Origin of the sequence: Paracoccus sp. S1E-3 (genome assembly GCF_013868135.1) — a bacterium.
Classification (GTDB): Bacteria; Pseudomonadota; Alphaproteobacteria; order Rhodobacterales; family Rhodobacteraceae; genus Paracoccus.
The window spans coordinates 247,516-260,482 of the sequence record NZ_JACEMU010000004.1 but is presented as its reverse complement, the minus strand read 5'-3'; the positions used below and the strand labels follow the sequence as shown (position 1 = coordinate 260,482).

General features: G+C 64.7%; 14 protein-coding genes. 11 read left to right on the top strand and 3 right to left on the bottom strand.

All coding sequences use genetic code 11. The features are described 5' to 3' along the window. The first annotated feature begins 75 nt into the window (after positions 1-75). The 6 genes from H1S04_RS01300 to H1S04_RS01275 are packed head-to-tail and all read left to right on the top strand — an operon-like array spanning position 76 to position 4,891. A complete protein-coding gene (locus H1S04_RS01300) occupies positions 76-954 on the top strand; it encodes a carbohydrate ABC transporter permease (protein WP_181743757.1) in 879 nt (292 codons plus the stop codon). A gap of 3 nt (positions 955-957) precedes the next feature. After that, entirely contained in the window at positions 958-1,794 is an 837-nt protein-coding gene (locus H1S04_RS01295; RefSeq protein ID WP_181743756.1) for a carbohydrate ABC transporter permease, read from the top strand. 3 nt (positions 1,795-1,797) lie between these two features. Continuing rightward, positions 1,798-2,070 carry a DUF2160 family membrane protein gene (locus H1S04_RS01290; RefSeq protein ID WP_181743755.1) on the top strand — a complete coding sequence of 91 codons (273 nt, stop codon included), beginning with the start codon at positions 1,798-1,800 and terminating at the stop codon, positions 2,068-2,070. A gap of 2 nt (positions 2,071-2,072) precedes the next feature. After that, positions 2,073-3,125: an NAD(P)-dependent alcohol dehydrogenase gene (locus H1S04_RS01285; protein ID WP_181743754.1), complete on the top strand. Its 1,053-nt coding sequence runs from the start codon at positions 2,073-2,075 to the stop codon at positions 3,123-3,125. Between the two features lie 18 nt (positions 3,126-3,143). Then, positions 3,144-4,205, top strand: a complete 1,062-nt coding sequence (locus H1S04_RS01280; RefSeq protein WP_181743753.1) for an ABC transporter ATP-binding protein — start codon at positions 3,144-3,146, stop codon at positions 4,203-4,205. Between the two features lie 5 nt (positions 4,206-4,210). After that, positions 4,211-4,891 (top strand): HAD family phosphatase, encoded by a 681-nt coding sequence (locus H1S04_RS01275; RefSeq protein WP_181743752.1) that lies wholly within the window; start codon positions 4,211-4,213, stop codon positions 4,889-4,891. Positions 4,892-5,225: 334 nt separating this feature from the next. On the opposite strand, the gene H1S04_RS01270 is transcribed toward H1S04_RS01275, so the two are convergent. Then, positions 5,226-6,320: an NAD(P)/FAD-dependent oxidoreductase gene (locus H1S04_RS01270; protein WP_181743751.1), complete on the bottom strand. Its 1,095-nt coding sequence runs from the start codon at positions 6,318-6,320 to the stop codon at positions 5,226-5,228. Positions 6,321-6,587: 267 nt separating this feature from the next. Here H1S04_RS01270 and H1S04_RS01265 point away from each other — a divergent pair, with 267 nt between their 5' ends. The 5 genes from H1S04_RS01265 to H1S04_RS01245 all read left to right on the top strand — a co-directional run bounded on the left by H1S04_RS01265 (position 6,588) and on the right by H1S04_RS01245 (position 9,834). Then, a complete protein-coding gene (locus H1S04_RS01265; RefSeq protein WP_181745359.1) occupies positions 6,588-7,181 on the top strand; it encodes an NADPH-dependent FMN reductase in 594 nt (197 codons plus the stop codon). Positions 7,182-7,241: 60 nt separating this feature from the next. Further along, entirely contained in the window at positions 7,242-7,811 is a 570-nt protein-coding gene (locus H1S04_RS01260; RefSeq protein WP_181743750.1) for a DoxX family protein, read from the top strand. 1 nt (position 7,812) lies between these two features. Next, a complete protein-coding gene (locus tag H1S04_RS01255) occupies positions 7,813-8,124 on the top strand; it encodes a GNAT family N-acetyltransferase (protein ID WP_181743749.1) in 312 nt (103 codons plus the stop codon). Positions 8,125-8,147: 23 nt separating this feature from the next. After that, complete coding sequence (locus H1S04_RS01250; RefSeq protein WP_181743748.1) at positions 8,148-8,795, top strand: isochorismatase family protein; 648 nt, start codon at positions 8,148-8,150, stop codon at positions 8,793-8,795. Between the two features lie 64 nt (positions 8,796-8,859). Next, positions 8,860-9,834 (top strand): glutathione S-transferase family protein, encoded by a 975-nt coding sequence (locus H1S04_RS01245; protein WP_181743747.1) that lies wholly within the window; start codon positions 8,860-8,862, stop codon positions 9,832-9,834. A 70-nt stretch (positions 9,835-9,904) separates the two neighbouring features. Here the strand turns inward: H1S04_RS01245 and H1S04_RS01240 are convergent, their stop codons facing one another. Both H1S04_RS01240 and H1S04_RS01235 read right to left on the bottom strand, forming a co-directional pair. Continuing rightward, positions 9,905-11,701 (bottom strand): monovalent cation:proton antiporter-2 (CPA2) family protein, encoded by a 1,797-nt coding sequence (locus H1S04_RS01240; RefSeq protein ID WP_181743746.1) that lies wholly within the window; start codon positions 11,699-11,701, stop codon positions 9,905-9,907. Positions 11,702-12,065: 364 nt separating this feature from the next. Beyond that, entirely contained in the window at positions 12,066-12,947 is an 882-nt protein-coding gene (locus H1S04_RS01235; protein ID WP_181743745.1) for a LysR family transcriptional regulator, read from the bottom strand. Between the last annotated feature and the right edge of the window lie 20 nt (positions 12,948-12,967).

Below are 12,967 nucleotides of genomic sequence, written 5' to 3'. Positions count from 1 at the left end.
GCAGACGACCGGGGCCGCGTGCGGCCCCGGTTCCCGAAAGCCCGACCTGACCCCGTGACGCCGGAGGATCCGCGCATGCACTCCAATCGTTTGGGCTGGCTGCTGCTGGCGCCCACGATGATCATTCTGTTCTTCTTCGGAGTGGTCCCCTTCTTCTACGTGATCTGGGTGTCCTTCCACCAGTGGAACCCCTTCGCGGCCAATCCGAACATGGTGTTCAACTGGGCCTCGAACTATCGCCAGGTGGTGTTCGACGCGCAGCTGCTCGCCTCGCTGGGCGTGACCTTCGCCTTCGTCTTCTTCGCGGTGGTGTCGGAACTGATCCTCGGTTATCTGCTGGCGCAGGCCTTCATGAAGGACTTCCCCGGCAAGGCCTTCTTCCGCACCATCCATACGCTGCCGCTGATCATGGCGCCTATCATCGTCGGCTCGATCTGGAAGCTGATGACCACGCCGTCCATCGGCATCATTCCCAGCCTGGTCCAAAGCTGGTTCGGCCTTGATCTGAACATCGGTCAAAGCGCCGCCGCCGCTTTCATCACCACGGTGGTGATGGATGTCTGGCACTGGACGCCGCTGGTCACCCTGTCGCTGATCGCGGCGCTGGTATCGCTGCCGCCCGACCCGTTCGAGCAGGCCCAGATCGACGGCGCGAACAAGCGCCAGATCTTCTGGCACATCACCCTGCCGATGATCGCCCCTGCCGTCGTCGCCACCGTCTTCATCCGCCTGATGGACGCGCTGCGCACCGTGGACGAGGTGCTGATGCTGACCGGCGGCGGCCCCGGTTCGGCCACCCGCTATATCGGCGTGCATATCTTCAAGGAAGTCTTCCCGCGCACGAATTACGGCTATGGCTCGGCGATTTCGGTGGTGGTCCTGTATATGACCATCGTCATCTGCTGGCTGCTCTACGTGGGCCTGATCGCGCCCCGCAACACCCGGAAAGGTTAAGCCATGAAGACGCTCCGCCCCTGGCTGATGATCCTGTTCTGGACCTTCATCAGCTTCCTGACGCTGTTCCCCATCTACTGGCTGTTCGTCGTCTCGGTGAAACCGGCGGTCGAGCTGTTCTCGACCCCCGATGTGATCCTGACCAAGTTCTACTGGAAGAACTATATCGACGTGCTGAACGACCGCACCCTGCGCAGCTACATGATGAACTCGCTCATCATCTCGACCGGGAATGCGGTGCTGTGCACGCTTCTGGGCTTTCTGACCTGCTATGCGCTGTCGCGCTTCAACCTGCCGGGCAAGGAAAGCATCTTCTTCTGGACCATCACCAACCGCATGGCGCCGCCGGCCGTCTTCCTGCTGCCGATGTTCCTGCTGCTGACGCAGGTCTACGCCATCGGCGATTTCAAGCTGGCCGATACCCGGATCGGGATGATCCTCGTCTATTGCACCTTCAACCTTCCCTTCGCGATCTGGACCCTGCGCCCGACCGTGGACGGCATTCCGAAGGAACTGGACGAGGCCGCTTATGTCGACGGGGCCAGCCCCTGGAAGGTGATCACCGAGGTGGTGTTCCCGCTGGCCCGGCCCGGCCTCGCCGTCACGCTGATCCTGACCTGGGTCTTCGCCTGGAACGAATACCTGCTGGCCGCGACGCTTACCAACTTCAACGCCCGCACACTGACCACGGGCCTGTCGGAATATGTCACCACCACCGGCACCGAATGGGGGATCATGGCGGCGATCTCGGTCTTCACGCTGATCCCGGCGCTGATCGTCTTCAGCTTGGTGCAGCGTCATATCGTGACTGGTCTGACCTTCGGCGCGGTGAAAGGATAAGCCATGGCTGACGAACTGGACAAACTCGCCCAAGAGGAAAACCCGGCCCTCGTTCTGGCCCGTCTGATCGAGGAGAACGAGGAGCGCGCCCCCGGCATCCGGCAGGGCTTCCTGCCGATCGAGACCAACTGGTTCGACCGCGTGTTCATCAGCGTGGTGCTGTGGGTGGCGCTGTCGCTGTTCTGGTTCCGCTTTCTGGAGCCGCTCGGACTGTCGATCTGGCTCGGCGTGGCGCTTTCCCTGATCGCCGCCATCTATATCATTCGCGAGGGATAGCCATGGAAGCGCTGGTTCTTGAACGCAAGGATGAACTCTTGCTGCGGGATTTCCCCGCCATCGACCGTCAAGAAGAAGTCCTCGGCCCCCATGATGTGCGCATCAAGCTGCATACGGTGGGAATCTGCGGATCGGATGTGCATTACTACACCCATGGGCGGATCGGCCCGTTCGTGGTGACGGAACCCATGATCCTCGGCCACGAGGCTTCAGGCACGGTGATCGAGATCGGACCCGCCGTCACCACGCTGAAGGTCGGTGATCGCGTCTGCATGGAGCCGGGGATTCCCGATCCCAATTCCAGGGCCACCCGGCTGGGGATGTATAATATCGACCCGGCCGTTCGCTTCTGGGCCACGCCGCCCGTTCACGGCATCCTGCGCCCGACCTGCGTTCACCCCGAGGCCTTCACCTTCAAGCTGCCGGACAATGTCAGCTTCGCCGAAGCCGCCATGGTCGAGCCGCTGGCCGTGGGCGTCCATGCCGCCACCAAGGCGCGCGTCAGGCCCGGCGATATCGGCGTGGTGCTGGGGGCAGGTCCGATCGGTCTGGTGACGGCGCTGTCGGCGCTGGCAGCCGGTTGCGCGCGCGTCTATGTCGGCGATCTGGCCGACAAGAAGCTGGAAATCGCCGCCAGCCTGTCGCCCGCCCTCATCCCCGTCAATGTCACCCGCGAAAACCTCGTCGAGCGCGTCAAGGCCGATACCGAGGGCTGGGGCGCGGATGTGGTGTTCGAGGCCACCGGCTCGCCCCGCGCGGCGGCGGGGGTGTTCGAGCCGCTGGCGCCTGGCGGCTGTGTGGTGATGATCGGCGGCCAGCCCGACCCGATCAGCTATGATGCCGGCGCGGCGATGGTGCGCGAGGCGCGCGTCGAAAACATCTTCCGCTACGCCCATGTCTTTCCGCGCTGCGTGGCGATGCTGGCCTCGGGCGCCATCGACGTCAAACCGCTCATCACCCGCAGCTTCGACTTCAAGGACAGCGTGCAGGCTTTCGAGATCGCCGCCTCGGCCCCGCCGGCCGATGTGAAGATGCAGATCGTCCTGCCCCAATAACTTTCACCGGAGGCCGCCATGGCGAATGTGAAAATCGACAACGTGATCAAGCGCTATGGGGCCGTTCAGGTCATGCATGGGGTGAATGTGGACATCGAACACGGCGAGTTCGTCGTGCTCGTCGGCCCTTCGGGCTGCGGGAAATCGACGCTCCTGCGGATGCTGGCGGGGCTGGAGGAGATCAGCGACGGCACCATCTCGATCGGGGACAAGGTGGTCAATGATGTCTCGCCCAAGGATCGCGACATCGCCATGGTGTTTCAGTCCTATGCGCTTTACCCGCACAAGACCGTGGGCGAAAACATGGGATTTCCGCTGAAGATGGCCAAGCGCCCCAAGGCCGAGATCGACGAGAAGGTCGGCCGCGCGGCGAAGATCCTCGATCTTGCGCATCTGCTGGACCGCTTCCCCAAGCAGCTTTCCGGCGGGCAGCGCCAGCGCGTCGCCATGGGCCGCGCCATCGTGCGCGACCCGCAGGTCTTCCTGTTCGACGAACCGCTGTCGAACCTCGACGCCAAGCTGCGCGTGACCATGCGCGTCGAGATCAAGGAACTGCATCAGCGGCTGAAAACCACCATCGTCTATGTCACCCACGATCAGATCGAGGCGATGACGATGGCCGACAAGATCGTCGTCATGCGCGACGGCCGGGTCGAACAGGTGGGCGCTCCGCTGCATCTCTACGACTACCCGAGCAATGTGTTCGTGGCCGGCTTCATCGGCTCGCCGTCGATGAATTTCCTGCGCGGCAGGATCGTCAGCGAAGGCGGCGCCAAGCAGTTCGCCTCGGAAAGCGGGCTACGGCTGCCGCTGCCCGACACCCCGGCGGAGGTGGGGGCCGAGGTGATCTATGGCATTCGTCCCGAACATATCGGGGTGGGAGATGCGGGCATTCCCGTCGATGTCGTGGTGGTCGAGCCGACCGGGTCGGAAACCCAGATCTTCGCCAAGGCGGGGGGCGATGTGATCGACGCCATCGTCAAGGACCGCATCAGCGCGGCGCCCGGATCGCAGATCCATTTCGTGATCGACCCGGCCAATGTCCACCTGTTCGACGCCCAGACCGAACAGCGGATCTGACCGCGATGACGCGCGCGGTGATCTTTGACCTTGACGGGGTGCTGGTCGACAGCGAACCCCTGTCGCTTGGCCTGCTGGCCGAGGAAATGCGCGCCCTGGGCATCGCCGACGCCACGCCTGGGGAGGTTGGCCGGCAGTTTCTGGGCGTCGCGCTGCCGGTGATCCGCGCCTATGTCGCCGACCGGCTGGGCCGCCCCGTGCCCGACGCCTTTGTCGAGCGTTTCGAGGACCGCCTGCTGGCGCTCTATCCCGAGCGGCTGCGGGTCATTGACGGTGTGCCGGACCTGCTGGACCGGTTGCAGGCGGCGGGGATCGGCATGGCGATCGCCACCGGCGGATCGTTGCGCCGCATGGGCGAGACGCTGCGGGTTTCGGGGCTGGAGCGCTGGTTTCAGGGCCGCGCCTTCAGCGCCGATCAGGTGGCACAGGGCAAGCCCGCGCCCGACCTGTTTCTGCTGGCCGCGGATCGACTTGGTGTCGCCCCGGCAGATTGCGTCGTGCTGGAGGACTCCCCCCATGGCGTCACCGGCGCATTGCGCGCGCGCGCTCGCGCGGTGGGGTTTGTCGGCGGGACGCATCTGGCGCTTCGGCGCGAGGATCACGCCGCATTGCTGCGCGCAAAGGGCGCGGCCCCGGTGCTGGACGACATGACTGGCATGTTCGCGGCGCTGACCGCCGCAGCCTGACACGGCCCCGCAACATCGCGGAGCGGGCCGCGCGAGGGTCGACGAGGCCTGGAAAGCCTCGGACGGCCGCGCCGGGCGGTGCCCAAGCCCCACGTCTATCGGCAGCACGCCCTGCCGCGCGCGGCGCCTGCGGCCTTCCATCCGCAGATGGCCAGCCACTCACGCCCCGCCGCCATCACCTGTTCAGGTTGATGCAGCCACCGTCGGCGGCGCGCTTGAACCGCGGGAGGAAAGGCCGGTCGCGAGGGGGCAGCTTGGTCCGGCGCGGCGCCGGGCCGACCTGTCCGGCCGCGCGCGATCAGACATTTCACGCGCCGCCCGAGGCCCTGTGCAATTACGGCCGAGCCGGGGTCAGGCCCAGCGTCCGGGCCAGTTCCTGCGCGGCCGCGCCGCCCGCGCGGTTTGCCCCGATGGTCGATGCCGAGGGACCATAGCCGACCAGATGCACGCGCGGGTCCTTCGCCACCTGCGTGGCCAGCCGCCCGGCCATGACGATGCCGCCATTCGGTTCGCGCAGATCAAGCGGCGCCAGATGATCCAGCGCGCTGCGAAACCCGGTCGCCCAGAGGATGACATCCACCGCTTCCTCGCGCCCGTCGGCCCATCTGACCCCGGTGGGGGTGATCTCGGAAAACATCGGCAGGCGGTTCAGCACGCCGCGTTCGCGCATGGCGCGGATCGCCGGCGTCATCGGCAGCCCGGTGACCGAGACGACCGAACCGGGGATCAGCCCCTGGCGGACGCGCTCCTCGACGATGGCGACGGCGGCACGACCGTCCTCGGGGGTAAAATCGCCCGCGCGAAACTCGGGCGGACGGCGGGTGACCCAGATCACCTCAGTCACGCGCGAGATCTCGTCCAGCATCTGCAGGGCCGAGATCCCCGCGCCGACGATCAGCACCCGCTTGCCGGCGAATGCGTCGGCGGTGCGATAATCGTGGGTGTGCATCTGCCGGCCCCGAAACAGCTCGCGCCCCGGATAGTAGGGGATCTGCGGGGCGTCCCAGGTGCCGGTGGCATTGATGATGCCGCGGGCCGAGAAGGTTTCCTGATCGGTCTCGACCCGGAACCGGTCGCCCCGGCGGCAGACCACGCGGACGGTGACGGGGCGATAGACGGGAAGCTGGAAGCGCTGCTCGTAAGCCTCGAAATAGGCAGGCACGGCTTCGGCGGCGCGCACCTCGGTCTGGCCGGGGTCCAGCACCTCGGCAAAGCCCATGCCGGGCAGATCGTGCAGGCGATTGATGGTCTTCATGGTCAGGCTGGGCCAGCGGAACTGCCAGGCGCCGCCGGGCCGGGGCGACTTGTCCAGCACCAGATAGCCCTTGCCGCCCTGCAACCCCATCTGATGCAGATGATAGGCCGAGGACAGTCCAGCCTGACCACCGCCAATTACAATGATATCAATTTTGTAGGCGAGATTGCTCATCTCTTTTCGCGCCCTGAACCGGCCCTGTTTCCGCCAGCCTAGCCCGGCGACCCGCCGGCCCGCAAGGCGGCGGCGGACCGGAGAAGCAAGGTTGCGCAGGGGCGCAAGAGAGCGAGGGACTCCGCGCATATCGTTCGGCATTTCCGAACGCCGCATTCCAAATGACCATGCTTGCGCGGAACCCGTCCTGATCGTAGCTTTCCTGAGCAAGACGTTGACCTGCTGACCATGGGGTTGGCGGAACCTGAACCGGAAAAGATCGGGACAATCATGAACAAACCGAAAATCGCCATCATCGTCGGCTCGACCCGCGATACGCGCTTCGCCGACAAGCCGGCCCAATGGCTGCTGGAAAACACCCGCAAGCGGGACGACATGGACTTCGAACTGGTCGATCTGCGGGATTACGACCTGCCGCTGTTCAACGAGGTCGCCTCGAACCTGTGGGTGCCCTCGGCCGACCCGCGTGTGGTGAAATGGCAGCAGAAGCTGGCCGAATTCGACGGTTATATCTTCGTGACGGCGGAGTATAACCACTCGGTCAGCGGTTCGCTGAAGAACGCGCTGGATCAGGCCTACAAGGAATGGAATCACAAGCCGCTGGCCGCCGTGGGCTATGGCGGCGTGGGGGCGGCCCGCGCGATCGAGCATCTGCGCGGAATCGGGATCGAATTGCAGATGGTTCCGATCCGCAACGCCGTTCACATCGGCGGCGGAGAGTTCATGAAGGTCAGCCCGATCGGTCAGAATGCCGAGATGGCCGAGATCGATGCGGTCCTTCAGCCCTCGCTGAACGCCATGCTCGATGAACTCGCCTGGTGGACCGACGCCACCAAGGCGGCCCGCGAAAAGACCGCGTGACAAGGTGAAGGGTGCGCCCGAGCGGGGGCGCCCTTTTTCATTCCGGCTGGAGGAGACGCGATGAACCGCAATTCCGATACCCGCCTGATCCTGCCCTTCCTCGAAGGGTTTTACGAACGATTCGCCCAACCGCTGGCCTTTTTCGGATTGCGCGTCACCGTCGGCGCTCTTCTGATCGTCGAGGGCTGGCCGAAGATCAAGGCGCCCTATGCCATGGCCGGTTTCACCGAAAGCATCGGCTTGTATCCGGGCTGGTTCTGGTCGGCGCTGCTGGCCGTCATGCAGTTCACCGGGGGTCTACTGATCCTCGCGGGCTTTCTGACCCGTCCGGCGGCGCTGGCGAACGGGCTGATGCTGGCCGTGACCTTCTGGTTCCACTGGACCCATCCTTATGGCGATCTGGCGCTGACGCCCTCGGGTATGTCGGCCGCGCAGGCCCTGGGCCAGACGCTTCTGACCGAGGACGGCCTGCGCAACCTCGCCGCCGATGGCGGGGCCATGTTCCTGCATCAGGTCCAGTTCAAGGCGGAAGGTCTTTCCGCCCTGTGGACGGTCGCGGCGCTGTTCCTCGCGGCATTTGGCGCCGGGCCGCTTTCCGTCGACCGGACCATTCTGAAAAGGGAGTTCTGAGATGACCACCACCATTACCAAGGAAGATGACGGCCGCCATGGCCGCTATGTCGCCCGGATCGACGGAATCGACGCCGAGGGCGAGATCACCTTCACTCATCGCGGCCCCGGCGTCATCAGCGCCGACCATACCGGCGTGCCCGAAGCGATGGCCGGCAAGGGCGTCGCCAAGGCGCTGCTGGACCATCTGCTGGAAGATGCGCGCGAGAACCATTTCCGCATCATCCCGATCTGCCCCTTCGTGCGCGCCCAATACGCCCGCCATCCCGAATGGGCCGAACTGTTCACGACGAAGCCCGGCGAAGACCCCTGATTCACCCTCTGGAGGAAAAGACCATGGCCAAGACCCAAGCCGAACCGATCCGCGATCCCGTCACCGATCATCTGCTGACGCCCGAGAATTGCGCCCTGGTGCTGATCGATTATCAGCCAGAACAGTATCGCACCGTCACCTCGTCCACGGTCGAGGAAATCAACCTCAACGTCATCGCGCTGTGCAGGCTGGCGCGGGCCTATGACATTCCGGTGGTCGTCTCGACCGTGGGCGTCGATATGGGCGTCAATACCGGCACGGCGACCGAGATCATGGCCGAGCTGCCCGGTGTGACCGAGATCGACCGCACCGGCGTCAATGCCTGGGAGGATGCCGATTTCCGCGCGGCGGTCGAGGCGACGGGCCGGCGCAAGATCGTCATGGCGGGACTGTGGACCGAGGTCTGCCTGACCTTCCCGACACTCGACATGCTGGCCGAGGGTTATCAGGTCTATCCGGTCGCCGATGCGGTGGGCGGAATTTCGCATGTCGCCCACGATCAGGCGCTGGAACGGATGCGCGCGGCGGGCGCGACCCCGATCACGGCGATTCAGTTCGGGTCCGAGCTGATGCGGAACTGGGCGCGCGAAAGCTCGCAGAAGTTCCGCGAGGTGCTGCAATGGTATTTCCCCAAGCGCTTCGGGCTGATGAAGGAAGGCAAGATCCGCTGAGCGGGTCGCGACATGCCGGGACGCCCGCGCGGGCGTCCCGGATTTCAATGGAAAGGAAAGACCTATGGGTTTGCTCGTCGACGGGGTTTGGCAGGATCAGTGGTATGACACCTCCAGCAGCGGGGGAAGGTTTCAGCGCAAGCCGTCAAGCTGGCGTAACTGGATCACCCCCGACGGCGCGCCGGGTCCGACCGGGACGGGCGGCTTTGCCGCCGAGAGCGGGCGTTATCACCTGTATGTCTGCCTCGCCTGTCCCTGGGCGCACCGGACGCTGATCTTCCGTGCGCTGAAGGGGCTGACGCCGCATATCGACATTTCCGCCGTCCATCCCGACATGCTCTCCGAAGGGTGGGAGTTCCGCACCGATTTCCCCGGCGCGACCGGCGACCGGCTGTTCGGTCTGCCATACCTGCGCGACATCTATCTGAAGGCCGATCCTCATGCCTCGGGCCGGGTGACTGTGCCGGTGCTTTGGGACAAGAAAACCGGCACCATCGTCAGCAATGAAAGCGCCGAGATCATCCGCATGTTCAACTCGGCCTTTGACGGGCTGACCGGCAACACCGCGGATTACTGGCCCGAGGATCTGCGTCCCCAAATCGAGGCGCTGAATGGCCGTATCTATGACACGGTGAATAACGGCGTCTACAAGGCCGGCTTCGCCACCACGCAGGAAGCCTATGACGAGGCCGTCATTCCGCTGTTCGAAAGCCTCGACTGGCTGGACGATCTGCTGTCGACGAACCGCTATCTGACCGGCGACCGCCTGACCGAGGCCGACTGGCGCCTGTTCACGACCATGCTGCGCTTCGATCCGGTCTATCACACGCATTTCAAATGCAACCGGAAATGGCTGCGCGAATATCCCCATCTCTGGGCCTGGACGCGGGAACTGTATCAGATCCCCGGCGTGGCCGAGACGGTGGATTTCAACCATATCGTGCGGCACTATCACTATAGCCACGACACGATTAACCCCTATCGGATCATTCCGATCAATCCGGTCATCGACTGGATGGAGCCGCATGGCCGGGGGTGAACCCGGCTGCGTCCCGATAATCGGATCGCAGATGCGGGGCCGGCGATTCCGGCCCCGCAACTTCGCAGGCTCAGCCGCAGGCCTCCTCCTCGGAAGGTTGCGGGCCGCTCTGCTTCGGCCGATTGGTCAGCGGTTCCGGGACGGGGTTGGTCAGCAACTGGTCGCGCCCGGCCATCATTCCGCCCTGCGTCTGCTCGATCAGCCGGTCGGCGTCGCGGCGGCGGATATCGGCGAGCGTTTCCTCGACCGTGCTTTCCGAACAGCCAAGTTCGCGCAGCCCCTCGGCCCCCATCAGGAAGGCCGACTCGGCGGTCTCGCGGATTTCGTAATCGACGCCGGCGCGGCGCAGCTCCATCGAATGGCCGCGATCATAGCTGCGCACCAGCAGCTTGGACTGCGGAAAGGCGTGCTTCACCAGTTCGACGATCTGGTTCGCAGCCTTGCGGTTGTCGACGCAGACCATGATGACCTCGGCATCCTCGGCGCCCGAGGTACGGAGGATGTCGAGCCGCGTGCCGTCGCCGTAATAGACCTTGAACCCCCAGCGCTCCGCCTCGCGGATGCGGTCGGGATTGCTGTCGATGACCGAGACCTCGACGCCCTGCGCCAGCAGCATCTGCAGCGCGATCTGGCCGAACCGGCCGAAACCGATCACCAGAACCCGGCCCTTGAGGTCGCGCGCGGGCTCCACCCCTTCCATCGAGGTTTCCTCGCGCAGCAGGTGATCCGAAGCGAGAAGGATCAGCGGCGTGACCGCCATCGACAGGATGACCACGCTGGAAAAGATCGCCGATTCCCGTCCGCTGATCAGCCCGTCGCTGAGGGCGGCGGTATAAAGAACGAAGGCGAACTCGCCCCCTTGCGCGAACATCGCCGTGCGGTGCAGCGCCGCCAGGTTGGTGCTGCCGAAGGCGCGGGCGACGGTATAGATCGCGATGGCCTTGAACACGACATAGACCGCCAGCATCGCGAGCAGCAGCGGCCATTCGGCGGCGACGATGCTCAGATCCAGCGACATGCCGACGGCCATGAAGAACAGCCCCATCAGCAGGCCCCGGAACGGCTCGATATCGCTTTCGATCTGGTGACGATAGCTGGAACCGGAGAGCATCACCCCGGCCAGAAACGCGCCCATCGCCGAGGAGAGGCCCACGGTTTCCATCAGCAGGGCCGCCCCAAGCACCACCAGAAGCGCCCCCGCCGTCAGCACCTCGCGGGCGCGGGCACGGGCGAGAAGCGCGAAGAACGGGTCGAGAAGCCAGCGCCCGACGACCAGCAGCACGATCAGCCCGGCCAGCGGCAACAGGATCGCCTGAAGGCCGCCGGTTTCGGTCTCGGTCGGCGACAGGAAGGCTATTGCAGCCAGAAGCGGCACGATCATCAGGTCTTCGAACAGCAGGATCGAGACGTCCTTCTGCCCCTCGGCGCTGGCGATTTCCCCCCGGTCGGCCAGCATCGACATGATGACGGCGGTGGAGGACATCACGAAACCCGAACCGGCGACGAAGGCAATCACCCAGGGCAACCCGAAGATCAGATGCCCCGCGCCGGTCAGAAGCAGGATCGCGACCGACACCTGCGCCAGACCCAGCCCGAAGATCTGTCCGCGCATGGCCCATAATTTCTGCGGTCTGAGTTCCAGCCCGATGACGAACAGGAACATCACCACGCCGAGTTCCGAGAAATGCAGGATCGCTTCGGGGTCGTTGAACAACCCGATGATCGACGGCCCGACAATCGCCCCGGCGGCGAAATAGCCCAGAACCGAGCCGAGCCCGGCGCGGCGGAACAGCGGCACCGCCGCGACGGCGGCGCCCATCAGCACGACGATCGGACCGATCGTGTCACCCAATCCCTCGCTCGCCATCGCGATTCTCCCTCGTTTCGTTCAGGCTGATTGTTCATGCGCGCCGGGGCGTGTTGCAAGTGCGGCCTTCGTGGCGGCGTCCGGTGCGAAGCTGCGGGCGGATCGCTGCGCGGATCGAGCGAAAAAAAAACGGCCGTCGGACAAGCGGCCGTCCTTTGCGGTGAATGTTGCAACCGCCGTCGGAATTTCCGATGGCGGTTTCTTCATGACAGGAGTGTCGAGAGGCCGTGGGCCCGGTGCTCGCCTGCGTCGCGAACCTGCGACCGCGGGCCTTATCCCAACCGAGATATGAGAGGTCGATGCGATGTATGACAGTCAGTGCGATCATCATAAAACGTTTTGAAGCCTGGCAATCCAAGCACTTTCACGACGGCATCCCGTATTCGCCGCTGACCTCTGCAAGATGATCATGCAGCTCCTGGATCAGGCTGGCGCGCGGGCTTTGGTGGCGCATCAGCAATCCGATCTGGCGGTAAATCGGCGGAACGCCAAAGGGCAGGACCAGAAGATCAGCCGCCAGGTCGAGGATCGCGATGCGCGGCACAATCGACACGCCCAACCCATTCGTGACGCAGGCGGTGATGGCCGGGATCGTGTCCACTTCCGCGATGTCATGCAGCGGCAGGTTCATCCGGCCCAGTTCGGACTCGATCAGGTTCGCAAGCGGCACATCGGACCTGAACCGGATATAGGGATGGCCGGTCAGGATATCATTGACGCGGCCGGGTGCCGTGCCGGGCGGTGCGATGACGCACAGCGGCTCGCGGATGAAAGGCTGCCAGCGCAGGTCTCGGTTCGAGACGATGTTCTCGGCGATCACGGCGGCGTCCAGACGACCGGCGGCGACATCCTGCACCAGCGTCCCCGACATGCCGACGCGCAGCTTGATCTTCAGCTGCGGATGATTCGCCGCCATGCGGGAGATCGCCTGCGGCAACAGCCCGATGGCACTCGTCCGCACCGAGCCGATGCCGAATGTGCCGATGATGCGCCGCCCGGAAATCGCGTCGATGGCGTTCTCGGCGGCTCTGACCAGTTCTTCCGCCGCCGCAACCATCTGGTGCCCTGCTGAGGTCAGTGTCGGGGGCCGGTTCTCGCGATTGAACAGCTGCGCGCCGACTTCGCTTTCAAGGCTTTGGATCTGCTGACTGACGGCCGAGGGCGTCAGCGCCACCTTCTCGGCGGCACGGGCAAAGCTGCCGGTTTCGGCAATGGCAAGCAGAGTGCGAAGCTGGCGCGTGTCCATAAATTCAGTTTTCCTTACCT

Coding starts and splice junctions, on each gene's coding strand:
- H1S04_RS01255 (WP_181743749.1), top strand. CDS start 7,813: ATGACCACCACCATTACCAAGGAAGATGACGGCCGCCATGGCCGCTAT.
- H1S04_RS01300 (WP_181743757.1), top strand. CDS start 76: ATGCACTCCAATCGTTTGGGCTGGCTGCTGCTGGCGCCCACGATGATC.
- H1S04_RS01275 (WP_181743752.1), top strand. CDS start 4,211: ATGACGCGCGCGGTGATCTTTGACCTTGACGGGGTGCTGGTCGACAGC.
- H1S04_RS01260 (WP_181743750.1), top strand. CDS start 7,242: ATGAACCGCAATTCCGATACCCGCCTGATCCTGCCCTTCCTCGAAGGG.
- H1S04_RS01270 (WP_181743751.1), bottom strand. CDS start 6,320: ATGAGCAATCTCGCCTACAAAATTGATATCATTGTAATTGGCGGTGGT.
- H1S04_RS01295 (WP_181743756.1), top strand. CDS start 958: ATGAAGACGCTCCGCCCCTGGCTGATGATCCTGTTCTGGACCTTCATC.
- H1S04_RS01245 (WP_181743747.1), top strand. CDS start 8,860: ATGGGTTTGCTCGTCGACGGGGTTTGGCAGGATCAGTGGTATGACACC.
- H1S04_RS01250 (WP_181743748.1), top strand. CDS start 8,148: ATGGCCAAGACCCAAGCCGAACCGATCCGCGATCCCGTCACCGATCAT.
- H1S04_RS01235 (WP_181743745.1), bottom strand. CDS start 12,947: ATGGACACGCGCCAGCTTCGCACTCTGCTTGCCATTGCCGAAACCGGC.
- H1S04_RS01290 (WP_181743755.1), top strand. CDS start 1,798: ATGGCTGACGAACTGGACAAACTCGCCCAAGAGGAAAACCCGGCCCTC.
- H1S04_RS01240 (WP_181743746.1), bottom strand. CDS start 11,701: ATGGCGAGCGAGGGATTGGGTGACACGATCGGTCCGATCGTCGTGCTG.
- H1S04_RS01280 (WP_181743753.1), top strand. CDS start 3,144: ATGGCGAATGTGAAAATCGACAACGTGATCAAGCGCTATGGGGCCGTT.
- H1S04_RS01285 (WP_181743754.1), top strand. CDS start 2,073: ATGGAAGCGCTGGTTCTTGAACGCAAGGATGAACTCTTGCTGCGGGAT.